Source organism: Bradyrhizobium sp. IC4060 (assembly GCF_020193715.1).
GTDB classification, from domain to species: domain Bacteria; phylum Pseudomonadota; class Alphaproteobacteria; order Rhizobiales; family Xanthobacteraceae; genus Bradyrhizobium; species Bradyrhizobium yuanmingense.
In genome coordinates this window covers 192,839-219,649 of record NZ_JADYVJ010000005.1, presented here as the reverse complement: position 1 = coordinate 219,649, position 26,811 = coordinate 192,839, and the positions used below count along the sequence as shown (strand labels likewise).

The window sequence follows — 26,811 nt, the reverse complement described above, 5'->3', positions numbered from 1 at the left end:
AACACGGCGATGTGGAGCCTGCCGCCTACCGATAGCGTGCTGCATTTCCTGTCCCTGGCCGCGGTGGCCGCGCAGGGCATGACGGCTGCGCTCGCTGCCGGACGCCGCAGCATGGATTGGCTGGGCGTCTGCTTCCTCGGCTGCATCACCGCGCTAGGCGGCGGCACGTTGCGCGATCTCTTCCTCGGACATTATCCGCTGGCCTGGGTGCAGAACCCGATCTATCTCGCGCTCGCCGGCGGCGCCGCCTTCCTCACCATCCTGTTTGCGCGCCTCGTGCACCGGCTGAAGGTCGCCTTCATCGTGCTCGATGCCATCGGTCTCGTCGTCTTCACCATGGCCGGCTGCGACGTTGCCTGGCAGATGGATGCCTCGCTGCCAATCGTCATCGTCTCGGGCATGGTGACGGGCTGCGCCGGCGGCGTGCTGCGCGACGTGCTCTGCAACGACGTGCCGCTGCTGTTTCGCTCCGAGCTCTATGCCAGCGTCTCGGTGGTGACGGGACTGTTCTATGCGACCGCGTTCGGTCTCAAGCTCAACGCGGAGCTCTGGACCATTTTGACATTTGTCCTCGGCATCAGCTTCCGCCTGCTTGCGGTGCGCTACAAATGGGAGATGCCGAAATTCGTGTTCACGGGGGATGAAGAGCGGTGAGCGCTGTCGCGCGCGAATGGCGAATGGCGAATGGTTCTGGGCCATTCGCCACTCGCTATTCCCCATTCGCCTCTCACTTCCTTGCTTTTGCCACCTGTGCCGGTGTCACCAGCGGGCCTGCATTGCCCCAGGAATTGCGGATGTAGTTCGTCACCGCGGCGATCTCGGCGTCGGACAGCTGCTTGGCGTAAGCCGGCATCTCGCCGGTGTTCGGCGCGCGCGGCGTCGTCACGGTGTGGGCACCGTCGAGGATGATGCGCAAGGTCGAGGACGGATTGATCGATTGCAGCAGCGCATTGCCCGGCAGCGGCGGGTAGATGCGCGGGCTGCCTGTGCCGTCGGCCTCGTGGCAGGCGATACAGAGCTTTGCGTAGACCGCCTGGCCGGCCTTCATCTCGGCAGCGTCCGGCGGCGTCACGATGGTCTCGCGCCGGGCCGGCGGCAGGCTCTTCAGATAGATCGCGATCGCGCGCACGTCGGCATCGCTCATCTTCGAGGTCGAGTTGACGACGACCTCCGCCATCGGCCCGCCGGCGTGGCTTTTGGCATTGCGCCCGCTTTGCAGGTACTCCGTGATATCGGCCTCGCTCCAGGATTTCAGCCCGGTGCGCGGGGCGCCGTCGAGCCGCGGTGCGAACCAGCCGCCGACCGCGTTGCCGGACAGCGCCTGCGCATCCCGGTCGGCGCCGAAATAATTCTTGGGCGTGTGGCAGGCGCCGCAATGGCCGAGCCCGGTGACCAGGTAGCCGCCTCTGTTCCAGGCCGCGCTCTTGGTCTGGTCCGGCTCGAACAGGCCGGGCTTGAAATACATCGTGTTCCAAAGCCGCATCAGGCCGCGATAGCCGAATGGCCAGCGCAGCTCCGGCGGCTTGTTGCGGCTGGTGACGGGCGCCAGCGTGGCGAGATAGGCGCGGATCGCCAGCGTGTCGTCCTTCGTCATCTTCGTGAAGTAGGGGTAGGGAAACGCCGGGTAATAATTCGAGCCGTCAGGCGCGATGCCGGTGCGCAAGGCGCGGGTGAAATCGGCATCCGTCCAGCCGCCGATGCCGGTGTCGCGGTCCGGCGTCAGGTTCGGCGCATAGATCGCGCCAAAGGGCGTGTCGATGCGCTTGCCGCCCGCGAACGGTTTTGCCGGATCGGCAGTGTGGCAGCCCGCGCAGTCGCCGGCCTCGGCCAGCGCCTTGCCATAGGCGATCAGCTCGGAAGATGGTCCGGCGGCGCCGGCCGCGCTTGTGACCGTACTTGCAACCGCACTGCACAATGCCAGGCCCACAAGCGTCAAGCCCGTCAGAATCGTCCGCATCGACAGCCTCTCCTGCGACCCATCGACCCTACCCGCGTGAAGGGAAGCGTCGATTCATTTCGCAACGATGGGGGTATGGTGACACAAACTGACAATCGCCAACGTGTTTCAGGCCACGAAATTGCGATTTTTACCCAAGGCCTCCTTTGGTCCAGAATTGTGATGCGGATCATGAAATATCCGACATAGAGTGGCGGAGGTGGTCGGCGCGCCCTAGCTAAAAACAACGGGCAGGCAACGACTTAAGTCAGCAAGACCTGAACAGGGCGCGAAGCGAGGACAGCATGGGCATCAACCAGGGTCCGATCAGTCTCGATCAAAAGTACACCCAGCAGACCGGTCACGTCTTCACCACGGGCATCCAGGCCCTGGTCCGCTTGCCGATGGCCCAGATCCGGCGCGACCGCGCCAACGGCCTCAACACCGCGGGCTTCATCTCCGGTTATCGCGGCTCGCCGCTCGGCGGCTACGACCAGCAGCTCTTCGCCGCGCGCAAGCATCTCGAGCAGTACAACATCAAGTTCCAACCCGGCGTGAACGAGGACCTCGCCGCGACCGCGGTGTGGGGCTCGCAGCAGCTCAACCTCTCGCCCGGCGCCAAATACGACGGCGTGGTCGGCATCTGGTACGGCAAGGGCCCGGGCGTCGACCGCTGCGGCGACGTGTTCCGTCACGGCAATGCCGCGGGCTCGGCCAAGAACGGCGGCGTGCTGTGCCTTGCCGGCGACGACCACGGCGCAAAATCCTCCACCGTCCCGCATCAGTCCGACCATGCCTTCATGTCGGCGCTGATGCCGTATCTCTATCCCTCGAGCATCCACGAGATGATCGAGATGGGCCTGCTCGGCATCGCGATGTCGCGCTATTCCGGCTGCTGGGTCGGCATGAAGGTGATCACGGAGACGGTCGAGACCACCGCCGAGATCGACCTCACCGACGAGATGAAGCCGTTCATCATTCCCACCGATTTCGAGCTGCCACCCGGCGGCCTCAACCTGCGCTGGCCCGACGACCGCTTCGAGCAGGACCGGCGCCTGCAGGACTACAAGGGCTTTGCCGCCATCGCCTTTGCCCGCGCCAATAAGGTCAACCGCGTCACCATGGATTCGCCGACCGCCCGTTTCGGCATCATGGCCTCTGGCAAGAGCTACGAGGACGTTCGTCAGGCGCTGCGCGAGCTCGGCATCACCGAGGAGGTCGCCGCCAAAATCGGCCTTCGTCTCTACAAGATCGGCATGCCCTGGCCGCTCGAGCCCGAAGGCGTGCACGAATTCGCCGTCGGCCTGGAGGAGATATTCATCGTCGAGGAGCGGCGCGAGATCGTCGAGAACCAGGTCAAGCAGGTGTTGTTCAACTGGCGCGACGATGTGCGCCCGCGCATCGTCGGCAAGATGGACGAGCACGACAAGCGCTTCCTGACCTTCGCCGCCGAGCTCAGCGTCGCCTCGCTCGCGACCTCGCTGACCGAACGCCTGCTTCGACTTGATCTCAACCCTGAAATTGCGGAGATGCTCCGCGCCAAGGCCGACTGGTTCAATGGCCGCCAGGCGACCCAGATGCAGGCGGTCGCGCCTGTCTCCCGAACCCCGTATTTCTGCTCCGGCTGCCCCCACAACACGTCGACGAAAGTCCCCGAAGGCAGCCGCGCGCTTGCCGGCATCGGCTGCCACTTCATGGCGCTGTGGATGGACCGCTCGACCGAGACGTTCACGCATATGGGCGGCGAGGGCGTGCCCTGGGTCGGCATCGCGCCCTTCACCAACGAGAACCACATCTTCGCAAATCTCGGCGACGGCACCTACTTCCACTCCGGCATTCTCGCCATCCGCCAGGCGATCGCCTCCAAGGCCAACATCACCTACAAGATCCTCTACAACGATGCGGTAGCCATGACCGGCGGCCAGCGTCATGACGGCGATCTCTCGCCGCAGCAGATCACCCAGCAGCTTTACGCCGAAGGCATCCGCGAGCTCTATCTGGTCTCGGAAAACCCAGACGCTTACCCGGCCGATACCATCGCGCCCGGCGTGAAGAAGTATCACCGCGACGAGCTCGACAACGTCATGAAGATGTGCCGCGAGTTCAAGGGCACCTCGGCGATCGTGTTCGTGCAGACCTGCGCCGCCGAGAAGCGCCGTCGCCGCAAGCGCGGCCTGATGGAGGACCCGGCGCGCCGCGTCATGATCAATCCGGCCGTCTGCGAAGGCTGCGGCGATTGCTCGGTGCAGTCGAACTGCATCTCGGTCGAGCCGCTGGAGACCGAGTTCGGCCGCAAGCGCGCTATCAACCAGTCATCCTGCAACAAGGACTATTCCTGCCTGAAAGGATTCTGTCCGTCCTTCGTCACCATCGACGGCGGCGCGCCGCGCCACCGCGCGCCAGCCGAGCTCGCTGAGATCGGCGCGCTGCCCGAGCCGGCCTCGCGCCCGACGCTCGACAAGCCCTATAACATCGCCGTCGGCGGCGTCGGCGGCACCGGCGTGCTCACCATCGGCGCGCTGCTCGGCATGGCCGCCCACATCGAGGGCAAGGCCTCGATGATCCTGGATATGTCGGGCCTCGCGCAAAAGGGCGGGGCGGTGCTCAGCCACGTCCGCCTGTCCGATCATCCGGCCGAGGTGACCTGCTCGCGCATCGTCACCGGCACGGCCGATCTCGTGCTCGCCGCCGACGAAGTCGTCGCAGTCGCCAAGGACACGATCACCCTTTGTGACACCAGCCGCACCCACGGCATCATCAACAGCCACGTCATTCCCACCGCCGATTTCATCCTCAACCGCGATTTCAATTTCCAGACCCGCAAGCTGAACGGGCTCCTGGAAACGGCGCTGCACAAGGATTCGGTGTTCTTCGACTTCACCAAGCCTGCCGAGCAGCTGCTCGGCGATGCCATCGCCACCAACATGATGATGATGGGCTATGCCTATCAGAAGGGTCTGTTGCCGCTCTCCGCGGAAGCGATCGAGCAGGCGATCGAGGTCAATGGCGTCTCGATCAAGATGAACAAGGAAGCTTTCCGCCTTGGCCGTCTCGCGGTCGCCGATCCCAAGCGCCTTGCGGATATGCTGAAGGGCGGGGACGAAGTGGCCGCGCCGAAGGCGCTCGATGCCATGACGCTCGACGAGGTCATCGAGCACCGTGCCAAGCATCTGACCGCCTACCAGAACGCTCGTCTCGCCAAGCGCTATCGCAAGCTGGTCGACCAGGTCCGCGATGCCGCCGCGAAGGGCGGCTATGGCGATGCGCTGCCGCGCGCGGTTGCCGTGAATTATGCAAAGCTCCTCGCCTACAAGGACGAGTACGAAGTGGCGCGCCTCTACACCGACGGCGCCTTCGAGCAGCAGCTCCGCGACCAGTTCGAGGGCGACTTCAAGTTCAACTTCAATCTCGCGCCGCCGATCCTCAGCAGCGGTGTCGATGCGCTGGGGCGCCCGAAGAAGCGCGCCTTCGGCCCGTGGATGCTGAAGGTCTTCCGCGTGCTGGCCAAGTTCAAGTTCCTGCGCGGCACGCCGTTCGACATCTTCGGCCGCAGCGCCGACCGCAAGCTCGAGCGCGACCTGATCGCCGGCTACGAGAAGGACGTCGCAAGGGTGCTCGGCCTGTTGTCGCCGCTCACGATCGACACCGCGGTCGAGCTGCTCTCACTGCCCGACCGCATCCGCGGCTACGGCCCCGTGAAGGAGAAGGCCGTACACGACGCCAAGGCCCGCTACGCCCAGCTCGCCGCGGATTTGGCCAACCCGCCGCCGGCGCCCCGGCAGATCGCGGCGGAGTAGCTGTAGTAGCCCGGATGGAGCGCAGCGTAATCCGGGACGAGTGCCTCCGCGGGTGACGGCCCCGGATTGCGCTGCGCTCCATCCGGGCTACGACACCATCCGTTGCGTTGCCCGTCGGGCAAAACACCCACGCTATAGGTCAATCCGGGCGCGCAAAAACATTCCGCTTTACCGAAATTCGGAATTGTCGTATCCCTCCGCCACCTCATCCCTCTCAGAGGGGCGTATCGCGATCGTCACGAAACGCGGGGTGAGCGGCGGTGGACGCGGGCTGCGTCGCGCGAGTCTTTCGCGCGCACGACGGGCGCGGTCTCGCGTACGGCAAAATCGTGTGGTCCTGACGCCCGGGGTCTGTGCGTCAAGTCGTGCGGGTCTCTCTCGCAAGGCGACGGGGGCAATAGTGCATCGCTCCCCGGGGAGAGCGCGACATAAGCCGTAGAGCCACTGCGCAGGGAAGGCCGGATGTTGGGCTTCACCTGTATGCCGCTGTGCATCTGTTTTTCGCGCAGTTCGCGCACAGCGGACCGTGGGTGCCCAGCCGGCACCCGGTCTTCCCTGCGCCCTCTGTCTTCGGAGGGAGCAAGACGGGAGCAAAACTCGGGCGAGATGTGCCGCGAGGATGCGAGCGTGTGTCTGCGAGCGAGTCTTGAGTTGAAGCAGCGCCATCAGTGGCAACAAACTCCGTCATTGCGAGCGTAGCGAAGCAATCCAGAATTCCTCAATGGAGGGGGCTCTGGATTGCTTCGTCGCAAGGGCTCCTCGCAATGACGACGCGGCGGGCAGGTTCGCTTGCTATCTGGGGCGGATTTTCGGATGTGCTCCCCTTGCGCCAATCCGCTACCCTCTCGCGGGGCGGAATATTTCCGCGCTTGCCAATCAGCCCGGTGCGGTTCAGAAAAAAGAGCCAAAAAAAGAGCCACGAACGAGACGCGAGCGGAGACTGAAGTTTTGACCATCAAGGGCAAGGCCTACATTGCCGGGATCTACGAACACCCGACCCGGCATGCGCCGGACAAATCCACCGCCCAGCTCCACGCCGAGGTCGCCAAGGGCGCGATCGAGGATGCCGGGATCAGCAAGGATGATATCGACGGCTATTTCTGTGCGGGCGACGCGCCCGGCGGCGCCTGGCCGATGGTCGATTATCTCGGCCTGAACACCAAGAAGCTTCGCCACATTGATTCCACCGAGACCGGTGGCTGCTCCTACATCATCCATCTCGGCCATGCCGCCGAGGCGATCGCCGCGGGCAAATGCTCGATCGCGCTCGTGACGCTCGCCGGCAAGCCGCGCACCGGCGCGATGCCGCCGCGCGCTTCCGGCGCCGAGGTCGATTTCGAAACCGCTTACGGGGCGACCACGCACAATGCCTATGGCATGTGTGCCATGCGCCACATGCACGACTATGGCACCACCTCCGAGCAGCTCGCCTGGATCAAGGTCGCGGCCTCGCATCACGCGCAGTACAATCCACATGCGATGCTCAAGGACGTCGTCACTGTCGAGGACGTCCTGAACTCGCCGATGATCTCCGATCCCCTGCATCGCATGGATTGCTGCGTCGTCTCCGACGGCGGCGGCGCGCTGATCGTGACGACGCCGGAGATTGCCAAGAGCCTGAAGAAGCCGCTGGTGCGCCTGATCGGCCATGGCGAGGCGATGAAGGGCCCGCGCGGCGGCAAGGATCTCGACCTCACTTACTCCGCCGGCGTCTGGTCCGGTCCGCGTGCGTTCGAGGAAGCCGGCATCACGCCGAAGGACATCAAATACGCCTCGATCTATGACAGCTTCACCATCACCGTGCTGATGCAGCTCGAAGACCTCGGTTTCTGCAAGAAGGGCGAGGGCGGCAAGTTCGTCGCCGACGGCAACCTGATCTCGGGCGTCGGCAAGCTGCCGTTCAACACCGATGGTGGCGGCCTCTGCAGCAACCACCCCGTCAACCGCGGCGGCATGACCAAGATCCTCGAGGCCGTCAGGCAGCTGCGCGGCGAGGCGCATCCGAAGGTGCAGGTCAAGAATTGCGATCTCGCCATCGCCCACGGCACCGGCGGCCTCCTCGGCGTCCGCCACGCCGCCTCGACCGCCATTCTGGAGCGCGTGTGATGAGCGAAGTGAAAAAGTATCCGGCCCCGGTGACGAATCCCGAGACATCAGCGTTCTGGGACGCCGCGAAAGAGGGCAAGTTCATGATCAAGCGCTGCACCGCCTGCGGCGAAGCGCATTACTTCCCGCGCTCGATCTGCCCGTTCTGCTACTCCGACAAGACGGTGTGGGAGCAGGCCTCGGGCGAGGGCACGATCTACACCTACAGCTTGATGCGGAAATCGCCGACCGGTCCTTACGCCATCGGCTACGTCACGCTGAAGGAGGGGCCATCGGTGCAGACCAATTTCGTCGACTGCGATCTGGAGAAGCTCAAGATCGGTCAGAAGGTGAAGGTGGTGTTCAAGCCGACCGACGGCGCCCCGCTGCCGTTCTTCACGGTGGCTTGATTGCTTTCTTCCTTCCCCCCTTGCGGGGGAAGGTGGCGCGAAGCGCCGGATGAGGGGTTCTCTCCACGGAGAGAATCTTCAACGTGGAAGCAACCCCTCACCCAAACGCGTATGTGGCCGGCACCTCGGAGCCCTCTCCCGCAAGGGGAGAGGGCGCATCAGTAAGCGCCGGTGAAATCCCGGGAGAAACCAGAAGAATGTCCGCCAGATACGAAGAGCTCAAAGGCCTGAAAAATCTCGGCCAGAAATACGCCTACACCGATCGCGAGGTGATGCTCTACGCCTACGGCATCGGCCTCGGCGCAGATCCCATGGACGAGAACGAGCTCGCCTTCGTCAACGAGGGCACGTTCACGCCGCGGCCGCTGAAGGTGGTGCCGACCTTTGCTTCAGTCGCGGCCTGGGGCTCGGGCCCGGGCGAGATGAATCTCAACCGCGTCATGGTGGTCGACGGCGAACGGGACATCACCTTCCACCAGCCGCTGCCGGTCGCCGCCAACATCACCGCCGACTCCTCGGTGCTCGAAGTCTACGACAAGGGCAAGGACAAGGGCGTGGTCATCGTTCACCAGACCGTGCTGAAGAACGAGAAGGGCGAGAAGCTGGCAACGCTGGTCGCCTCGCGCTTTGCCCGCGGCGATGGCGGCTTCGGCGGGCCGAACCTGACCCAGCCCGATCCGCACAAGATCCCATCGCGCGAGCCGGACAAGACCATCGACATCACCACGCGCCCCGACCAGGCGCTGGTCTATCGCCTCTGCGGCGACCGCAACCCGCTGCACTCCGATCCCGAGTTCGCCAAGAAAGCCGGCTTCCCGCGTCCGATCCTGCACGGCATGTGCACCTACGGCATCACCTGCCGCGGCGTGCTCCAGACCTATGCCGACTACGATGCGAGCGCCTTCCGTCAGCACGTCGCGCGGTTCTCCTCGCCGGTCTATCCCGGCGAGACCGTGACCATGGACCTCTGGAAGGACGGCAACGTCATTTCGTTCGAAGCCAAGGTGAAGTCGCGCGGGGTGACGGTGATCAAGAACGGCAAGACGGTGCTGGGTTAGGCGGGCACCGGCGTCTCACTCCCTCGCCCCGCTTGCGGGGAGAGGGCGGGGTGAGGGGCTCTCACCACGAGTCGGGACGGTGTTGAGACCTGTACCCCCTCACCCGGATCGCAAGAGCGATCCGACCTCTCCCCGCAGGCGGGGAGAGGTTAGAAAGAAAACAAAACAGGGAGACGCCACCATGGGACTACTCGACGGCAAGGTCGCGCTGATCACCGGCGCGGGCGGCGGGCTCGGTGAGGCCTACGCAAAACTGTTTGCGCGGGAAGGGGCCTCGGTCGTCGTCAACGACCTCGGCGGTCCCCGCGACGGCTCCGGCGCCGACGTGTCCATGGCGCAGCAGGTGGTGGATGCGATCAAGGCCGAGGGCGGCAAGGCGGTCGCCAACGGCGCCGACATCTCCACCATGGAGGGCGGCCAATCGGTGTTCGACGACGCCATCAAGCACTTTGGCCGCGCCGACATCCTGGTCAACAATGCCGGCATTTTGCGCGACCAGACCTTTCACAAGGCCAGCGAGGCCGACTGGGACAAGGTCATCAAGGTCCATCTGAAGGGCACCTTTTGTTGCACCATGCCGGTGTTTCGCTGGATGCGGGAAAACGGCGGCGGCGTCATCGTCAACACCTCCTCGACATCAGGGCTGATCGGCAATTTCGGCCAGACCAATTACGGCGCGGCCAAGGGCGGCATCTGGGGCCTGTCCAACGTGCTCGCGATCGAGGGCCGCAAGTACAACATCCGGATCTGGACGCTGGCCCCGGGCGCCCTGACCCGCATGACCGCAGACCTGCCCCGCTATAAGGAGAACCCCGGCGCCGCGCTCGGGCCGGACGGCATCGCGCCGGCCGTGCTATACATGGTCAGCGATTTGTCGGGCGACCAGACCGGCAAGGTGCTGGGCGTGTCCGGGCCCCGCGGCGTGCGCGAAATGCGGATGATGGAAATGGAAGGCTGGAAGCCGCCGCACTCGGGCTGGAACGCCCAGGACATTGTCGATCATGCCAAGGAGATCTTCTTCTCCGAGGAGCAGATCAAGATGGGGGCACGGCGGTTTTAGAAGGCCGTCATCTCGGGGCACGCGAAGCGTGAGCCCCGGGATCCATACTCCGGATCGTGGTTATGGATCCCGGGCTCGCGATTGCGTCGCGCCCCGGAATGACAGATTAGAGAAAGACGAGGACCGATGAAACTCACCGCCGACGCCAAGGGCACCTTCGCAATCGCGCCGACGCCGTTCCACGACGACGGCCGGATCGACGAGCGCTCGATCGACCGCCTGACCGATTTCTACGAGGAGGTCGGCTGCGACGGCGTCACGGTGCTGGGCATTCTTGGTGAAGCCCCCAAGCTTGATGCCGTCGAGGCCGAGCAGGTCGCGGTGCGCTACGTCAAGCGCGCCAAGAAGATGCAGGTGATCGTCGGCGTCTCCGCGCCGGGCTTTGCCACCATGCGTTCGCTGGCCAAGGCTTCGATGGATGCGGGCGCGGCCGGCGTCATGATCGCGCCGCCGCCCTCGCTTCGCACCGACGACCAGATCATCGGCTATTTCAAGCAGGCGGCGGAAGCCATCGGCCCTGATGTGCCCTGGGTGCTGCAGGACTATCCGCTGACCTTGCAGGTGGTGTTCACCCCCGCCGTGATCCGCAAGATCGTCATGGACAATCCGAACTGCGTGATGCTCAAGCACGAGGACTGGCCGGGCCTGGAGAAGATCTCGACACTACGCGGCTTCCAGAAGGACGGCTCGCTCCGTCCGCTCTCGATCCTCTGCGGCAATGGCGGCACCTTCCTGGACTTCGAGATGGAGCGCGGCGCCGACGGCGCCATGACCGGCTATGCCTTCCCGGAGCTCCTGATCGACGTCGTGAACCTCTCCAAGGCCGGCAAGCGCGACGCGGCACATGACATCTTCGACGCGCATCTGCCGCTGATCCGCTACGAGCAACAGCCCGGCGTCGGCCTCACCGTGCGCAAATACGTGCTGCAGAAGCGTGGTATCATCGCTTCCAGCGCGCAGCGCAAGCCCGGTGCGACGATGACGGCGACGGCGAAGGCCGAGGTCGACTATCTCTTGTCGCGGGTCGCCCGTTTCGACAAGCGCGCCAATCTCGGCCCGCAATCCAGCGCCGCAGGCTAGTTGCATGGCCGAGACATCAGCATCACGCCCGGCCTCGACGATCCTCCTGCTGCGCGACGGCACTAAGGAAATCGAAGTCTTCATGATGGTCCGCCATCATCAGATCGAGTTCAACTCGGGCGCGCTGGTGTTTCCCGGCGGCAGCGTCGATGCCGGCGACAAGGAGATCGTCGCCCGCGCTGATCTGTATTCGGGCGGAGAGGGCCTGAGCGAATCGGACCGCGGTTTTCGGATCGCCGCAATCCGCGAGACTTTTGAGGAAAGCGGCATCCTGCTGGCGCGGTCGAAGGAGACTGGCCAGCCGGTCGATGCCAACCGCGCTGGCGAGATCGCCGACGCGCACCGCGTCGCCCTCAACGAGCACAAGATCAGCTTCCTGAAGATCCTCGACGACAACGGCCTCCAGCTCGCGCTCGACACGCTGGTGCCCTACGCGCACTGGATCACGCCGGAGGGCATGCCGAAGCGCTTCGACACCTGGTTCTTCCTCGCCGCCGCACCGCCCGACCAGCTCGGCGCCCATGACGGTCGAGAATCCACTGATTCGATCTGGATCACGCCGCGCGAGGCGGTGGAGGGCGGAGAGAGCGGCCGCTTCAAGCTGCCGTTCCCGACCACGCGCAACCTGATCCGGCTCGCCAAGCAGGGAAGCGTGAGCGCGGCGCTGGAGCACGCCCGCGGCCTCTCGATCGTTACGGTGATGCCGGTGATGACCAAAACCGAAACCGGCCGTCAGCTCCGCATCCCCCGCGAGGCCGGCTATGACGGCGAGGTGTTCGAGGTCGGCCCCGTCGGCTAGCACACTTCGACAGGCGGCGAAGTATCGATGAATCCCGGCGCGCGGGGCAGCCAGCGTCAAACTGTCGTAAAGCTGAAGCGGGCGGCAAGTCCTGATATTAACGATATTCCGCGTCCCGAGGCATGTTCCCCCCGGGCAGGAATACGTCGTATATTGGACCTCCAGCAGTCCGGTCCTCAAACCACCAATGTCCGCCGAATTGACGCCGCCCCCTGAGAAAAGGCGAACCTTCTCGCTCTCCATCGGCCAGCTCACCTTCGGTAGCTTCCTGTTGGTGCTGGCGGTGATCATTGTCACCTCGACTGCGAGCGTGATTGCGATCCGGCACATCGATTCGACCTTCGCCGAGCTGCAGCGGCTGCAGAGCGTCGGTGACCTCGCCGAGGACATCGATCGCCGCATGAACGAACTGCGTCTTGCCGCGCGCGACTTCGTCACAGATCCCGGTGCCGGCATCCAGTTCCAGCAGGTCGGCGAGGCGGCCTCGACGCTCAGCGACATCCTGAAGAAGACCCGCATCGAGCTCGCGCCCGAGCAGCAGGACATGCTCGACGGGGTCACCGAGCGGCTCGCAACCTATCGCTCCGGCCTCGAGCGGATCTCCACGCTGATCGACCGCCGCGCCCAGCTGCTCGCCGGACTGCCGCCGCTGCGCGAACAATTCGACGCAGCGGTTGAAGGCACCGCGGACCGCGAGCTGGCGTCCCGCCTGTCCGAGGCACAGGGCCGGATCGCGATCGGGCTGCTCGCGCGCAACCCGTCCGCAGCCGAGCAGGCTGCACAGGGAATGCGGGGGCTCGATATTGCCGATGCCAAGCTGAAGTCGGCGGTGAACGACTATGCCGAGGCGATCATGGCCGTCGCCGTCCGCGAGCGGCAGATCGCCGACATCGATCGCGAGGTGCTGGGAACGGAAGGACGGCTGATCGGCCGCGTCACCGAATTGCTACGCGAGGTCAGCTCCCGACGCGGTCACGTGCTGTCGCGCGACTTCGCCCGGACACTGACCGAGGCGCGATGGCAGAGCATCGTGCTCGGCACGGTCGGCGTGCTGATCGGCATCGGCGCTGCCTGGTTCGTGGTTCGCAGGACGGTGCGTCCGCTCGCCCAGATCGCGCGATCCATTCGCGCGCTTGCCGCCGGCCGGAAAGATGTCTCAATTCCGTCCGCCGACCTTGGCAACGAGATCGGCGACATTGCGCGGGCGGCCGAAGTGTTTCGCCGCGCGCTGGAGGAGGCCGACACCGCGCGCGAGGCGGCGGTGCGCGCGCTCACCGAGCAGCGGCTCGCCGAGGAGAGCTATCGAAAACTGTTCGAAGGCTCCATCGACGGCATCTACGTGACGACCCCGGCCGGTGACCTCCTCAACGCCAATCCCGCGCTGGCGCGCATGATGGGCTACGACAGCCCGCAGCAGCTGATCGACAGCATCAGCGACATCGCCCACACGATCTACGTCCACCCCGAGGCGCGCGCCGAATACCAGCGGCTGATGGCGCGCGACGGCATGGTGCGCGAGTTCGAGTATCAGGTGCGCCAGCGCAGCGGCGACATCCTCTGGCTCTCCGACAGCGCCACGGGCGTGCGAGACGAAGCGGGCAACATCATCCGCTACGAGGGCACGCTGCGCGACATCACCGACCAGAAGCGGGCGGAGGAAGCCATCGCCGAAGGCCGGCGCCTGCTCCAGCAGGTCATCGACACCGTGCCGGCGGTGATCAACGTCAAGGATCGCAATCTGCGCTACGTGCTGATGAACCGCTACATGGCCGGCATCTTCGGCATCGAGCCCGGCGAGGCGCTCGGCCGCACCACGGCCGACCTGATGTCGCGCTACGGCGCATCCAAGTCGGACGAGAGCGACAAGCGGGTGCTCAAGCTTCGAAAAGGTCTCGGTTTCTACGAGGAGGAGTATCAGGACGCCTCCGGCAACATGCGGCAATGGCTGGTCAACAAGTTGCCGCTGCTCGACGCCGAGGGCGAGATCGAGCGGATCGTGACCGTTGCGCTCGATATCGGCGAGCGCAAGCGCGGCGAGCAGGAGATGCGCAAGGCCAAGGAAGCCGCCGAAACCGCGCTGCGCAATCTCCGCGAGACCCAGGCCTCCCTGATCGAGGCCGAGAAGCTGGCCGCGCTCGGGCGCCTCGTCGCCGGCGTCGCCCACGAGGTCAACAATCCCGTCGGCATCAGTCTCACCGTCGCCTCCGCGCTGGAGCGCAAGACCGCCATGTTCACCGCCGAAGTCGAGCGCGGCGAGCTGCGCCGCTCCACGCTCAACGACTTCCTCAGCACCAGCCGCGATGCTTCCTCGCAGCTCGTCTCCAATCTCAACCGCGCCGCCGAGCTGATCCAGTCGTTCAAGCAGGTCGCCGCCGACCGCAACTATTCGGATCAGCGTACTTTCGATCTCGGCGACCTCACCGAGCAGGTGGTGATGAGCCTGCGGCCGGGCCTGCGTAAGCACAATCTGACGCTCAACGTCGAGTGTCAGCCGGACCTGACCATGAACAGCTATCCCGGCCCGTACGGCCAGGTGCTGACCAATCTGTTTCTGAACTCGGTGGCGCACGCCTTCCCGGACGGCCGGCCCGGGACGATCGAGATCCAGGTGCGCGAGTCCGGCAAGGACAACGTCGAGATCATCTTCTCCGACAATGGCTGCGGGATGTCGCTCGACGTCCGTCGCCGCGCCTTCGATCCGTTTTTCACCACGCGGCGCGACCAAGGCGGCACCGGCCTCGGGCTGCACATCGTCTACAGCATCGTCACCAACCGGCTCGGTGGCCGGCTCGATCTCGATTCCGAACCGGGTGGCGGTACGCGCATCCAGATGATCCTGCCGCGTGTGGCGCCGCTCGAACAGGCCGCGGAATAGCTAATCGACGTCTGCAAGCTTGTGCAGCGTCGCGCCGAAGATCTGGCTGGCCTTGCCGACCAGCGCGGTGCCGGTCATCTGTCCGCGCGTGTCCGTGAACGTGCCGGTGACGCCGATGCCGACAGGGGCAGGGCCGCCGAACAGCGGATTGTCATCGCCTCGAGGCGAGGTGTGCCGTTGCACCAGCACCTCGCCCTTGAAGCTGTTGTTGTCCTTCACCGTGTAGCTGCCGGTGTAATACAGGTAGGCATCGCCGCCGAGAATCTTGCCGTCGCGGAAGAGAATCACGCCGCTGCCCTTGCCGACTCGACCATCGAGCAGGGTGACGTGAATTGAATAGAGGCCGTTTTTCATAACGTCCCGTAGGCCGGCCGCCATCGCCCAATGGCGCAACCGGTCCCGCTTTTATGCCAAAGCCCATCCCTGCGCGCAACGAGGCAGTTTGCCGGCCGGTCGCGGCGGCTGCGAGCCGTCGTTGTTCCGGTTTGTCCATGACACCGTCGTGACGCTCTGATGGTGAGGCGAGGCCCGACGTTGCGAATCAGAGTTGGCCCGCGAAATGCATAACCATTGTTGCACTGGCCGCGGGGTGCTGGAGCAAGACGAACGTGACCAACTGGATCGATTCCGGCGGCGATGAGCCGCGTCTGTACGGTGCGCGTCCCACGAATTGCAAAAGCGAACAACGGCGGATTGGCGATGCGATACGCCGGGCAAACCTCACGAGGCTGGCGCCCGCGTTGGCTTTGATCGCGCTCGCAGCCCCCTCGGGGCACGCGCGCGACCGCGGGCAGTTCGCCAACACCAATCCCGAATTGAAGGCTTGGTTCGACAGTCTGCGCAGCGGCGAGGGGCCCTGCTGTTCCGATGCCGACGGTTCGGCGCTCTCGGACTCCGACTGGGACAGCAAGGACGGGCATTATCGCGTCCGCGTCCCGCGCTATGGCTATGCGCTCGATGGCCAGCAGCAGGAGCTCGTCTGGGTCGACGTGCCCGCGGAGGCCGTGATCTCGGAGCCGAACCGGGTGGGACGCACCATGGTCTGGCCGATCTACGGCTACATGGGTGTCACCATCCGCTGCTTTATGCCCGGTAGCATGACTTAGCCTTCGGGCGTGACGTCGTCGCCGGCTCGGTGCCTGGACGGCGGGGCGCCCCGTCGCGTCAGGTATATTTCTTGTCGCGCTCGAGCAGCTCGATCGAGATGCCTTCGGGCCCGCGGATGAAGCAGATGCGTACGCCGGGACGAATGGTCGTCGGCTCGCGCGTGAACGTGACACCCTTGGCCTTGATCTCGGCGGCGACCGCGTCGATGTCCTTCACCGTCAAGCCGAAATGGTCGAGGCCCTGATGCGGGTGCGGAGGTGGCGGGCTGACGGCGCTGTCGCCCTCGAGTGGCGCGATGAAGATCCTGGCTCCGCCGAGGTTCACGTCGATTCGTCCCGGCGCGCGCACGATCTCGCCACCAAGGATGTCCTGCAGCCAGGCCGCGGTGGCCTCCGGATCGGGGCTGCGCAGATGGACGTGATCCCAAGCGACGGCGAACGGCATTTCATAATCTCCCAACGGGTCTTTTCGATGCTATGGCGCATGCTAGCAGTATCGCCGGTGGCCACCACCGCCGTTGCCGACTCGCATGACGTTGGGGGAACCTTAGTTCGTCGCCCGAATTAAGGTAAGCTGTGACTAAATCCATCTTCGATGGTGCTGCGGTCGCGATCGGTGTGCAACCATGAATGCGAGGCTCGACCGACTCGGATTGGGGCGCTTGGCCGGCACCGGCGAACGACTGGCGCGGGCGGTGACGATTGCGAGCGTCTCATTTGGCCGAAGCCTTCTATGGCTGCTGGCGGCAATCATCGTCGGTTGCGGCATTTGGATGCTGCTACCTCTCTCCAAGGGCAACAGTGCTGAGCCGGTGAGGCCTGAGCTGGCGGCTGTTGAAGCGCCTCCCTCCGGCGATGCGTCCAAAGTAGCCTCGCCAGTGTCCGAAGCTCAGGTGCCGGCGACAGCAGAACTTGGTCGTCTCAGGATTTCATCACAGACCTGGCGTCGCGGCGGCCTCGGCTCCAAAGCCCTGGTGACGTTCACGCTGCGAAACGACAACGACTATGCCGTAAAGGATGTCGAGATCGTCTGCGCCTTCACGCGGCGCGATGGAAGTCATCTGACCGACCGCAGCCGCGTGCTGGCGGATCCGGTCAGCATGAAGAGCCGCAAGACCTTTGTGCGTATCCCGATCGGCTTCGTTAACGTGAATGCCGATCAGGCAAAATGTTCCCCGGTTGCAGCACGCCGTGCTTGAAGGCGACTTGTCCCGGTAGCTGAAAAGTTACCTTCTGCGGTCCTTGGCCGAAAACTATGCATCACCATTTGAACCGAACGGCTGGGCCAGGAACCAATTGGAAGATCGCCTGTTGAGGCGAGCAGAGCCCACGCGGGGATGCGGGGGGCGGAGCGCGGCCAATGCCCATCTTTAGGTATTTCATCTTTGTCGGTGGAGCTTTGCTCACACTGCTGTTCGCGGCGGATTTCGTTTTCCCGGCGACGCCCGTAGCGCAGGCCGTCGCGACCGCAAGCAACGACCAGCCGCTGATCCGAATCCGGTCCGACCGCCATCTGCCTGAGCGCGTCGTCCTCGACACCAGCCAGCCGACGATTGTCGCACCCGCGGTTCAGACTGCCGCAGTTGCGGCTCCCCAGCCACCGGTACAGGAGAGCCTGTCGCCGGCTTTGGCCGAGATGTCTGCCAAGACGCGGGTGCGCGAGACCTTCGCCCAGTTCACGCCAGAGCCGAGGGCCGGGACCGCCGCAGCGAGGAAGTCCGACGCGGGCCAGCCCCAGACGTTCCAGGCCCAAGCGTCTCCTGTCCAGGCTCAGCCCAAGCGTAAGATCGTCAGGACGCAACCGGCGCATCAGCCGGGCCGCCCCATGATGCTGGTCGCTCAGCAGCCGCATTTCGGCCTCTTCAACACGACCTGGTAACAGCGCCTTCGGCTGCCTCGATCGAGGTGGGAAGGGCTTTTTATTGGCCGGCCTCTCTGCTAATTCGAACCAATCCGACCGCCGTCGGGTGTACTGGCTCCTCGCCAGTGCCGGCCGGCGGATCTCGGTGGCCCGCTACTCGGGCCAGGGCGCTCGTAGCTCAGCTGGATAGAGCATCGGATTTCGATTCCGAGGGTCGGAGGTTCGAATCCTTCCGAGCGCGCCAACTATCATCCTGAAGATTAAGCACTTTTGGCGACTTCGCTGTTTTCATTCTGAACGCGATCAGGCGCTCCATTCTGAACAGATGTAGCTATTTCGTTCGCCAAGCGGTGGGCATACCGCTTTCGGGTGGCGGAGAGCATGCGCTTGCTGGTCCGCTTTGCATACCCCTCGTATGACTGTTGGGTCTTGTGCGTGGAGAGAGCGCGGCCTTGACCGTCGGTGAGCTCGGCTTCCTCGAGCTCGGTCAACCCGCCATGGCGGCAGGCGTCCAGGGTGAAATGAGCCGGCACTCCCTCAATCTTCTTCCGCAGCCGCGTCACGACATGGTTAAGGGAGCTGTAACGCCAAGGCTTCGCTTTGCCGTCCCCGAGATCCCTCAGGATCATGGGTAGCCCGAGCCGGGGCAGTTTCGCCAATACCTGCTCAGCCTCAGCATAAAACACGGTCGTTACGCCTTGGTCGTCAGTCTCTTCTAGAGGGTGGGGCGCTACGGTGTTCGTCTTGTGATGGGCAACGCGAATGATCGACGGCGCAGACGGTGCCCGGTAGTCCGCCCAGGTGATGTATCCTGCCACCACATTCTCGGGGCGCTGGAGCCATTCGAAGCAGATGACGGCGGTGGCGGCAGTCTCGGGGTATCCAGCGTCGATCGCGCCCCAGGCGAACGCATAAACCTGTTCCCGGGTGACTGCGGGCTTCTTCTCCTTTGCCCGTTTCTTGACCGTCACGCCATCCCACGGGTTCGGCACGTCCCCCGGAAACTCGTCCGGATAGAGGCGATGCACGACCCGCCAGGCCTTGCGGCAGAGGCCTACAAGCTTTTCGCCCGTCCGCAGCCGCTGCTTGCCGGCAGGAAGCTTCTTTCCCTTCGACGCGATGAATTTGTCATAGAGCTTGTCGGCCGCTCTCGGGCTGATCGTCTTGACCGGGCGACCTCCGACTCGATCCCCGCTCTTGGTTAGGACGTTGCAGATCTCGTCCATCGCCCATTCGTAATCAGAGCGGGACCGCTCAGCGACTTTTTCTAGATAGGCCTTGCTGGCTTTGTATTCGCGAAATAGCCAATCGACGGTCCCATACTTCGGAACGTTTACGCCGCTCACGGGAAGTCCTTTGCGGGCCTGGTCCCATTCGTCAAAATGTTCGTTGAGGATCTTCGCCCGAGCCTTCATCAAGGCGAAGTCGGTCCCGAGCGGTTCATTCGATATAGGACAACCAAGCTTCCGATATCGCGTCGGCACATTGTAGTAATAGCCGATGCGTCCCTTGGCGAGCGGCTTCGGAATGACGTGACGCGGCAGCTCCACGCTCACAAATCCTCTGCGAGATCGCCTGCGAGGCTCGGCGCTATCGCCCTGTCCAGATCGTCTCTCAGCCATAACCTTCTACGCCCTTCCGCGACCCGCGGCTGAGGATACTCACTTCCGACCCGTCGTAGGAAGTCCTCAGCAGTCTTTTCGCCGCAGTAGCCGGCCGCGAGCTCGGCCGGCATCCGGCGAGGCCAAGATCCATTCGGGATTGCTGCCGGCTTGCTCATGCGAGCCTCAGTTGACCTTGACCCGGCCGTCGCCAAGTAGCGCCGCTGCTGCCGCGGCCTGTTCTGCGTTGTCGCAGGGCACTGCACTAATCGAGAATTGTTCGGATCGGCCCGTCACGACCACGACGCCCAACTCGCGGGCGCCCTTTATGATCTTGTAGCCCACACCACAGGACGAGAGCGGGTCTTGATAGACGCCGAAGACGATCTGACCGGCGTCAATAATCGAGTTGACGTGCTTAAGCGCCGCCTTCTCACTCATTCCCTTCATGTCGGCCGCATGTTGGTTGGCGATATCGACCAGCCTGCGCACGAAGCTGTCGAGCTGGCGATTATTGGACTCTAAGTGCATGCCTTCATCTCCGGTGCTATCGTCGGTGCGGCATCGGCCGCGGTGGAGAGCCTGTAAATCTTCGCGACGCCATCCGACGCCAGGCGCTCAAGCGTTGCATGCGTGAACCCTTCACGTTCCATGAAGCGGCGCATCGCCAGCGGATCACCGCCCGGAATCTCCATGAACAGGATGGAGAAGCCAGCGCGGCGATCGGCCGGCGATGCCTCCCGTCCTTCGAGCACGCCGAAGGGGGTAGCAAAGCCTCGATCAAGCGGCGGTGCGGTGATCGTCATCGGAGCCGTGTTCTTCGGCGGCGCTGCCGAAATGCCCGTAGTATTTGGCTTTCAGCGCATCGAACATTTCGGACACATGCGTCACCGCGAAGAACACGTCGTCCGGATAGGTGCCCTTGTCGCTCTCAACCATGAGATTGGCCGCAATTCTCGCCATGTTGGCGCAGTCGCAGATTGAGCTTTCGAGATCGCGGAACGCGTTGGCGTGCTCGCGGTCGCGCGATGGCGGCAGTGGCGAGACCGTGGCGCCGGTCTCGGAAGCGGGCAGATGCAGCATGGCAGTTCCTTTCACGCCCCGCAGGCGATGGCAGACCAAACGAACACGACGAACAGGAAGGAGGAGAGGGCGGCGAACGCCGCCAGCTCTTCAAGCAGAGCGCGCAGCAAGGCGGGCCTCCAGGGCCTGCTCGGACAGCGCGGTCAGATAGCCGGCGACCTCGCCGGAGAAGATCCGCATGAATGGCCGCTCGTCCGGCTCGAGTTCTTCGCCGCTCCGGAAGCCATAGAGCGCCTGTGCAACGGCGGCCTTGGCCGCGAGCTCGTCCGCCGTCAACGGCGGCGCTCCCGTGACCATGTGGGGGCTCAGCCCGACGAGCTTGGGCAGGATGCGCGCGGCCTTGCGACAGTGGTCGCCGGCCGCGGCAAAACGTCGATCGCCAGTCGGATCGACCTCAAAGCCCACGTCCATGGCCGCCAATAGCTGGCAATACTGAACGCAAAGGCTGATGATTTTGCTTTGACGATCGGTCGCGGCCGACTTCGGTTCGGGCTTCGACGTTGCCGGAGCCGGATTGGCCCGGCGCTCGTCAAGTTGGATGACAGGCGGGTTGCTCATGTGCCGCCCTCAGTTCATGCCGTGCAGGGCGATGGCAGCGGCGGCGTTCCGCATGATCGTCTTAAGGTCGTCCTCGCCGGGCATGAAGAAGACACGCTTGCCGTCCATCCCGGCATACGCCAGCAGCTCGTAAGCCTCGGTCAGGGTCTTGGGCTCATAGTCCACGATGGCGGCTTCGGCAGCGCTCCAGGCGCGGTGCGCCTTCTGAACCATGCGCTTGGCCTGGGTGAGGCCGCGGGGCTTCTTGCTGTTGTAGGCGGCTTCCTGCACATCCCAATCGGCCAGAAGCGCTGCATAGCGCTGTTCGATCGCGGCGCAATCTTCTGCGGCGTTGGCTTCGCTAAGGGCCTTGGCGCGGCTCTCCTCGATGCTCTCGCGGGTGTGGAAAAACCAGTCGGTGGCCGGAAGGTCCAGAACGGGCTCGCCGTCGCTGATCAGCTTCTGAGCCTTTGTGACCCCGCCCTTCACCTTCGGCTTGGGGCCGGCGTTCGTGGTGAACTCGAGTGAAAGACGGTCTTCGACCGGTGCCCACTTCTCGACCTCAGCCACGGCGGCGGAGAGCCGGGCGATAAGGGCAGTCAGGCCGTTTTCGGCGGTGGGGCAGGCAAAGTTGATGGCCGGGACCTGCTTCCGGGCCGGCGTCGCGTTCGTGCGCATTCGTTGCTCCCGTCGTTAATGACAGGCGCATCGTGCATCAATTCACGATAGATTGCAAGCCTTGCAATGCATAAATTCACGGTTTCGGTCGAACCGTCGCCAAATAATTCAATGCCTCGATATCGTTCCTCAGAACAAACTCGCAGCGGCCGACGACTCGATATTCCTCCGTGCCGGGCATCTGGGGCAGCTCGACGGGCGCGAACAATCGTCTCTTCGCCGGCTGGCCTGGTGGAGCTGCCTCCGGGTAATCCTCGCTTCTCGCGCTCAGCAGCTCCCAGCCATGGGCGCCGCGCTGACGACGCAGGTAGCGGAGCGTAATCTCCACCTTGAAAGCATCCTTGGAGCGCCGCTCAACAATCACGGGGCCGTCTATGGCGTTTCGCCACGGGTTCGGCATGTCCCGATGCGGCTCTTCCCGCTGCACGGTAGCCAGATCATTGGCGCCGATTCGCGTGCAGAACAGGATATCGTTCGGCGCCGCCAGCATATTGGCGCTCTCGTCCCGCATGATGTAGGCGAAGCAGTCCTTCGGCTCGCGCACGACGCTGGTAAGGTGCAGGGGGCCAACATCCATGTAAGGGAAGCCCGCGGGCTCTTTCCACACGTTCGCCTGGACCTCGCCCACGATCAGGGTCCACTTGAATGGATTTTCTGGCGCCCTTGCTGGCTCCAAGTCAGGACGGTGGACCTCGTTCAGGGTTAGGGCCGCAGCGTCCTCCGCCTCCAGGAACGGACCTGGATTGATCCCGCTGGCCTCGGCGATCTTCTCTAGGGTCGTCATGGACAGCTTGAATTTATGTCCAGGATCGTTGAGGGCGCGGGTGAGGGTGGAGGGCGAGAGCCCGGCCTTGATCGCAAGGGCGCCCGGCTTCATCTGCCGGGTCTCAAGTACGTGGCGTAGGTAGGCTAGAGCCTTGGTCTCAAAATTCATGCCCCACCTATAGCCCCTGCTTTAAATCACAGCTTGGTGTATAAATTCACGATGGGGCTTGAACAAGCCGCGGAAGCGTGTATTTATGCACGGAATGGCTCTTACCGCGCAAATCACCGAAATTGAAGCCCGCCTTAATGGGGCGCGCGTTCCGCTTGGGCGCCTGTTCGACCGCTCCGGCGTCGATCGGTCAACGTGGAGCCGGTGGCGCGCTGGAAAGGTTAGCCCGACCTTGCGCAAGCTTGATGCCGTGATGCAAGCGGTAGATGAGCTGGCGCCGCCGTCTAATGCACAGAATAGCCCAGCTTCCGATAGTACAGCGTCCCGTGATGCTTCTGCATCACCTGATCCCAAGCGCGAAACAGCTCAATCGCTCTGCGACGTTCGGAGCTCGGGTGGTGGGGGCGCATAGTGAGGGGCTTGGGGCGCATCGTCATTTCCAAATCTGTCCCGTGGGGGCGGACTGGCGCGCGGGGTGTTACGCCAGTCCGCCGCAGCCAGCCGAGCCACGGGGCATCGCTCGGCTTCATCGCGACGACAGCAGCACGCGGGGGCAAGTTTGATCCGCCGAAGTCGCGACTAATGCGAATTTTATTTTCGGACACTACGATCCGCCTCGGTCGCCAAACTTCGCCGGGTCGTCTGTCCTCGAATGCGTCGCCGTTAAGCGCTCGCTCTCTTCAGAAACAGGAGAGCACAAGCGATGTCGGAAAACTCCGAAAAGTCGGCGGAAAAAATCATGACCAGTGAAGTAGCGTTGCGTGAAGCGTCTAACCTGATCCGACAGCTCGCGGGGGATGGCTGTCCAGGGGAGTCGGTGAAATCCATCTTCTGGCGCCTGGGGCGTCAGTTGAAAAATTGGAAGCCGTCTCGGATCAAAGATGTCTGGTATGCCGATCCCCGAATAGCAATTCGCGGGGAGGAGCTGGAACAGTTGCGGGCCTTGGTAGGTCCCCGCAACGGAGGGGCTACTCTTGATGAGCTTAACGACCTTCGGTCTACGGTCGCGCGTCTTGCAAGGTATGAAAGCCTGCTTGAGCGGATCGACGCGGAGTTTTTTGGCCCGGAAGTTTCTGCGGCGAGCGATCACGTTGGGCAAGCGCGCGGCCTTCTGGGAAAAAGCAGCGTTTGACTACGACCCAGATCTAGAGCGCGAGATTAAGAGCGCAGACAAGCGGGGCAGCGACTAAATGTCGAAGTCCCGCAACGCGGCTCACCGCCGCCTCAACGAGCTTTCGGCTGCGAATGATCGCATGTCGCAAGCCGACAAAAAATTTTTTGAAAGGTTTCCCGATCGGCGCCATCGCGTTCGCCTCGCCCATAAGGCAGAGGTTGAAGCGGGCGCCGTCGTCAACGGTGTGAATCCTACACGCCTGCCGGCCGAGTTCAAGCACTTTGTTGCGGTGAAATTTCTCTCGCCCGATTGCCGAATGCGTCTCGGCTTCATCGGCCTTGAAGGCGCGGAGACAGACGTTAGCGAGGCTGTTGCTGCGGCGATCTTCAACGCTGCAAAGTCTGACCAGCCAAAAGCGGCGGCGATCGAAGAGCAGTTTACGCAGGCCTTAGCAAATATTGGGGGCGCCAAGTGAACGCGCCCATGACGATACACGGCAACATGCTGCTTCGTGCCGCGCTCGATTATGCTGAGCGAGGCTTTCCGGTCTTTCCGTGCAGGCCAACAGACAAGAGCCCGCTTATTCCGAGGGATATGGACCCGCACACGGGTAAACCTATTGAGAAGAGTGGAGGCCTCTACAAGGCGACGACGGACGCGCAACAAATCACAACGTGGTGGACCATGTGGCCCAACGCGATGATTGGCGTTCCCATGGGGCCAAAGGCTGGGATTTGGGCGATCGATCCCGATGCGCCGGAGGAGATTGGAGAGCCTGACGGGCGCGAAAATCTCGCGAAGCTCCAGCTCCAGCATGGCAGCTTGCCCAACACGCACACGCATCTCACGCCAGGCGGGGGGAAGCATATGCTTTTCCGTTGGCGCTCTGACAAGCCGATCACGAACAGAGAGGGCGCCCTGAAAAGGAAGGGCATCAACGTTCGCGGCGAGGGCGGCTATCTGATCTTCCCGCCGTCGCAGTATTTCACGGGCAAGAGCTATGAGTTTGAGGAGCCGCTGGACAGCTTCCATTTCGCGGATGCGCCGGAATGGCTCTATGATCTGATCCTCGCTCAACCGGAGCCGAAGATCTCCGAGCGTGCCCTTGCAACTGTGCATAGACCGGAGCGGGTCTCTGTCTCCTCCGAGCACTCCGCCTATGCTGAGGCCGCTCTTGAGGGCGAGATTGATCGGCTCTCCACGACTTACAAGGGCGGGCGCAATACGCAGCTCAACAATTCGGCCGTAAGTCTCGGGACGCTGGTTGCGGCTGGCGAGCTGAGCGAGTCCCGCGTCATTGAAGGGCTGATGTCCGGCTGCGGCGCCAATGGCCTGTTGCACGAAGACGGAGCCAGTCGCTGCATGGCAACGATCAAGAGCGGCTTGAACTATGGGCGCCAGCATCCCCGCTCAATTCCGCAGCGCGACTATCGTTCCGGCGTTGATCGTCATTTGCTGGGACCGATTGCCGACTACAGCAAGGCAGCTATTGCGCCAGGCAATGAGGGCGCAGAGCCGGCACCAAAGCCAGCGCTGGTTGCGACGCCTTACAAGCGCGTTGATCCCAAGACGATCCCGCTTCGCGATTGGGTCTATGGCAGCCTTCTAATTCGCAAGTTCGTAACGGCTACGGTGTCGCCCGGCGGCATCGGCAAGTCGTCGCTTGTGACCGTTGAAGCACTCGCAATGACCTCGGGGCGTGGGCTCCTCGGCATCGCTCCGAAGCGCCGCATGAAGGTGTGGCTCTGGAATCTGGAAGATCCCCAGGAAGAGACGGCGCGCAAGATCGAAGCGGCGGCGCTCCACTACGGGCTCAGCGAGGACGAAACGGACGGCTATCTGTTCGTCAACAGCGGGCGCGATACCCCGCTTGTGATGGCGAAGACGACCAGGGGTGGCGCTGCGATCGTGGCGCCCGTGGTTGACGCCCTGGTGGAGCAGTGCAAGGCCAACGAAATCGACGTGATCGTAATCGACCCGTTCGTTTCCTCGCACGAAGTCGCGGAGAACGACAACACATTCCAGGACATGATTATCAAGGAATGGGGCCGCGTTGCGGACCGTGCCAACATCGCCGTTCATCTTGTGGACCACACGCGCAAGATGGGCGGCATGGAGGCGGAGGTAACGACCGAGAGCGCCCGCGGTGCGAAGGCGAAGACGGACGGTTGCCGCGTTGTCCGAGCGGTCAACCGGATGACCGAGGAGGAGGCGCTACGGGCTGGCGTCGAAAATCACAGGCTCTATTTCCGGACCTTCAACGACAAGGCCAATCTAGCGCCGCCGGCAGACAAATCGGATTGGTTCAAGCTCGAAAGCGTGGACCTCGGCAACGCCCCGAGCCATCTGCAATTCGGCGACAGCGTCGGCGTCGTGGCGACTTGGGAATGGCCCGATGCATTGGAGGGCGTGGACGGCGCGTTGGTCGATCGCGTCTTTGAGAAGATCAAGGGCGGACGCTGGCGAGACAGTATCCAGGCAGCCGATTGGGTCGGTTTTGCCGTTGCACAAGTCATGGAATTGGACCTCGGCAAGAAGGCCCATAAGGCTCGAGTTGCGAACCTTATCCGGACTTGGAAGGCGTGCGGCTCGCTTGTGGTTGTCGAGGCAAAGGACGGCAAGGGCAACGTGAGGCCCTTTGTCGAGGTATCGGAGACCGCTCAGTGAGGCCCTTCGCAGACTTCCCCACCACTCCGCAAGGTGAGGAAACTCAGGTGAGGAGTGAGGAGATCGATCCTCCCCACCTCGGGCTCCAAGGTGAGGAACAGGTGGGGAAATATCACCGAAAGCACACTCC

Annotated in this window: 25 protein-coding genes and 1 tRNA gene; 16 read left to right on the top strand and 10 right to left on the bottom strand. The window is 63.6% G+C overall.

Annotation, left to right across the window (positions count from 1 at the left end):
• Window positions 1–9: 9 nt before the first annotated feature.
• Window positions 10–654, top strand: coding sequence for a trimeric intracellular cation channel family protein (locus I6F16_RS19275; RefSeq protein WP_036011112.1), 645 nt, complete (start codon window positions 10–12; stop codon window positions 652–654).
• A 73-nt stretch (window positions 655–727) separates the two neighbouring features.
• Here I6F16_RS19275 and I6F16_RS19270 read toward each other — a convergent pair whose 3' ends face one another.
• Window positions 728–1,957 carry a c-type cytochrome gene (locus I6F16_RS19270; RefSeq protein ID WP_225113209.1) on the bottom strand — a complete coding sequence of 410 codons (1,230 nt, stop codon included), beginning with the start codon at window positions 1,955–1,957 and terminating at the stop codon, window positions 728–730.
• 284 nt (window positions 1,958–2,241) lie between these two features.
• On the opposite strand from I6F16_RS19270, the gene I6F16_RS19265 reads away from it, so the two are divergent.
• The 8 genes from I6F16_RS19265 (at window position 2,242) to I6F16_RS19230 (ending at window position 15,100) form a co-directional block, all read left to right on the top strand.
• Entirely contained in the window at window positions 2,242–5,733 is a 3,492-nt protein-coding gene (locus I6F16_RS19265; protein WP_036027540.1) for an indolepyruvate ferredoxin oxidoreductase family protein, read from the top strand.
• 948 nt (window positions 5,734–6,681) lie between these two features.
• On the top strand, window positions 6,682–7,839 hold the full coding sequence (locus I6F16_RS19260) for a thiolase domain-containing protein (protein WP_036011137.1): 1,158 nt from the start codon (window positions 6,682–6,684) through the stop codon (window positions 7,837–7,839).
• Window positions 7,839–8,228, top strand: coding sequence for an OB-fold domain-containing protein (locus tag I6F16_RS19255; protein WP_036011139.1), 390 nt, complete (start codon window positions 7,839–7,841; stop codon window positions 8,226–8,228). Before I6F16_RS19260 ends, I6F16_RS19255 begins: the two co-directional genes overlap by 1 nt.
• 197 nt (window positions 8,229–8,425) lie before the next feature.
• Window positions 8,426–9,286, top strand: coding sequence for a MaoC family dehydratase (locus I6F16_RS19250; protein ID WP_036011141.1), 861 nt, complete (start codon window positions 8,426–8,428; stop codon window positions 9,284–9,286).
• A 181-nt stretch (window positions 9,287–9,467) separates the two neighbouring features.
• On the top strand, window positions 9,468–10,346 hold the full coding sequence (locus I6F16_RS19245) for an SDR family oxidoreductase (protein ID WP_036027537.1): 879 nt from the start codon (window positions 9,468–9,470) through the stop codon (window positions 10,344–10,346).
• 126 nt (window positions 10,347–10,472) lie between these two features.
• Complete coding sequence (locus I6F16_RS19240) at window positions 10,473–11,426, top strand: dihydrodipicolinate synthase family protein (protein ID WP_036027535.1); 954 nt, start codon at window positions 10,473–10,475, stop codon at window positions 11,424–11,426.
• Window positions 11,427–11,430: 4 nt separating this feature from the next.
• A complete protein-coding gene (locus I6F16_RS19235; RefSeq protein ID WP_225113208.1) occupies window positions 11,431–12,225 on the top strand; it encodes an NUDIX domain-containing protein in 795 nt (264 codons plus the stop codon).
• A gap of 187 nt (window positions 12,226–12,412) precedes the next feature.
• Window positions 12,413–15,100 carry a PAS domain S-box protein gene (locus I6F16_RS19230; RefSeq protein ID WP_036027531.1) on the top strand — a complete coding sequence of 896 codons (2,688 nt, stop codon included), beginning with the start codon at window positions 12,413–12,415 and terminating at the stop codon, window positions 15,098–15,100.
• Here the strand turns inward: I6F16_RS19230 and I6F16_RS19225 are convergent, their stop codons facing one another.
• Window positions 15,101–15,454: a GrlR family regulatory protein gene (locus I6F16_RS19225; RefSeq protein WP_036011154.1), complete on the bottom strand. Its 354-nt coding sequence runs from the start codon at window positions 15,452–15,454 to the stop codon at window positions 15,101–15,103.
• A 254-nt stretch (window positions 15,455–15,708) separates the two neighbouring features.
• Here I6F16_RS19225 and I6F16_RS19220 point away from each other — a divergent pair, with 254 nt between their 5' ends.
• Window positions 15,709–16,206, top strand: a complete 498-nt coding sequence (locus I6F16_RS19220; protein WP_036011156.1) for a hypothetical protein — start codon at window positions 15,709–15,711, stop codon at window positions 16,204–16,206.
• 58 nt (window positions 16,207–16,264) lie between these two features.
• On the opposite strand, the gene I6F16_RS19215 is transcribed toward I6F16_RS19220, so the two are convergent.
• Window positions 16,265–16,651: a VOC family protein gene (locus I6F16_RS19215; protein WP_036011159.1), complete on the bottom strand. Its 387-nt coding sequence runs from the start codon at window positions 16,649–16,651 to the stop codon at window positions 16,265–16,267.
• A 181-nt stretch (window positions 16,652–16,832) separates the two neighbouring features.
• On the opposite strand from I6F16_RS19215, the gene I6F16_RS19210 reads away from it, so the two are divergent.
• The 3 genes from I6F16_RS19210 to I6F16_RS19200 all read left to right on the top strand — a co-directional run bounded on the left by I6F16_RS19210 (window position 16,833) and on the right by I6F16_RS19200 (window position 18,311).
• On the top strand, window positions 16,833–17,405 hold the full coding sequence (locus I6F16_RS19210) for a hypothetical protein (RefSeq protein ID WP_036011161.1): 573 nt from the start codon (window positions 16,833–16,835) through the stop codon (window positions 17,403–17,405).
• A 161-nt stretch (window positions 17,406–17,566) separates the two neighbouring features.
• Window positions 17,567–18,085 carry a hypothetical protein gene (locus I6F16_RS19205; RefSeq protein ID WP_225113207.1) on the top strand — a complete coding sequence of 173 codons (519 nt, stop codon included), beginning with the start codon at window positions 17,567–17,569 and terminating at the stop codon, window positions 18,083–18,085.
• A gap of 149 nt (window positions 18,086–18,234) precedes the next feature.
• A tRNA-Arg gene (locus tag I6F16_RS19200) sits at window positions 18,235–18,311 on the top strand.
• 16 nt (window positions 18,312–18,327) lie between these two features.
• Here I6F16_RS19200 and I6F16_RS19195 read toward each other — a convergent pair.
• The 7 genes from I6F16_RS19195 to I6F16_RS19165 form a co-directional block, all read right to left on the bottom strand.
• On the bottom strand, window positions 18,328–19,617 hold the full coding sequence (locus I6F16_RS19195; RefSeq protein ID WP_036027530.1) for a hypothetical protein: 1,290 nt from the start codon (window positions 19,615–19,617) through the stop codon (window positions 18,328–18,330).
• Window positions 19,618–19,854: 237 nt separating this feature from the next.
• Window positions 19,855–20,199 carry a hypothetical protein gene (locus I6F16_RS19190; protein ID WP_036027525.1) on the bottom strand — a complete coding sequence of 115 codons (345 nt, stop codon included), beginning with the start codon at window positions 20,197–20,199 and terminating at the stop codon, window positions 19,855–19,857.
• On the bottom strand, window positions 20,190–20,474 hold the full coding sequence (locus I6F16_RS19185) for a hypothetical protein (RefSeq protein ID WP_036027524.1): 285 nt from the start codon (window positions 20,472–20,474) through the stop codon (window positions 20,190–20,192). Before I6F16_RS19185 ends, I6F16_RS19190 begins: the two co-directional genes overlap by 10 nt.
• A complete protein-coding gene (locus tag I6F16_RS19180) occupies window positions 20,449–20,751 on the bottom strand; it encodes a hypothetical protein (protein WP_036027523.1) in 303 nt (100 codons plus the stop codon). The genes I6F16_RS19185 and I6F16_RS19180 overlap by 26 nt, the downstream gene beginning before the upstream one ends.
• 90 nt (window positions 20,752–20,841) lie before the next feature.
• Entirely contained in the window at window positions 20,842–21,309 is a 468-nt protein-coding gene (locus I6F16_RS19175; RefSeq protein ID WP_225173945.1) for a hypothetical protein, read from the bottom strand.
• A 9-nt stretch (window positions 21,310–21,318) separates the two neighbouring features.
• Entirely contained in the window at window positions 21,319–21,966 is a 648-nt protein-coding gene (locus I6F16_RS19170; protein ID WP_050996024.1) for a hypothetical protein, read from the bottom strand.
• Window positions 21,967–22,042: 76 nt separating this feature from the next.
• Window positions 22,043–22,900, bottom strand: a complete 858-nt coding sequence (locus I6F16_RS19165) for a helix-turn-helix transcriptional regulator (RefSeq protein WP_036027521.1) — start codon at window positions 22,898–22,900, stop codon at window positions 22,043–22,045.
• A 703-nt stretch (window positions 22,901–23,603) separates the two neighbouring features.
• On the opposite strand from I6F16_RS19165, the gene I6F16_RS19160 reads away from it, so the two are divergent.
• The 3 genes from I6F16_RS19160 to I6F16_RS19150 are packed head-to-tail and all read left to right on the top strand — an operon-like array spanning window position 23,604 to window position 26,681.
• A complete protein-coding gene (locus tag I6F16_RS19160; protein ID WP_081492976.1) occupies window positions 23,604–24,032 on the top strand; it encodes a hypothetical protein in 429 nt (142 codons plus the stop codon).
• A 58-nt stretch (window positions 24,033–24,090) separates the two neighbouring features.
• Window positions 24,091–24,489, top strand: coding sequence for a hypothetical protein (locus I6F16_RS19155; RefSeq protein ID WP_036027517.1), 399 nt, complete (start codon window positions 24,091–24,093; stop codon window positions 24,487–24,489).
• Window positions 24,486–26,681, top strand: coding sequence for a bifunctional DNA primase/polymerase (locus I6F16_RS19150; RefSeq protein ID WP_225173944.1), 2,196 nt, complete (start codon window positions 24,486–24,488; stop codon window positions 26,679–26,681). Before I6F16_RS19155 ends, I6F16_RS19150 begins: the two co-directional genes overlap by 4 nt.
• Window positions 26,682–26,811 lie beyond the last annotated feature (130 nt).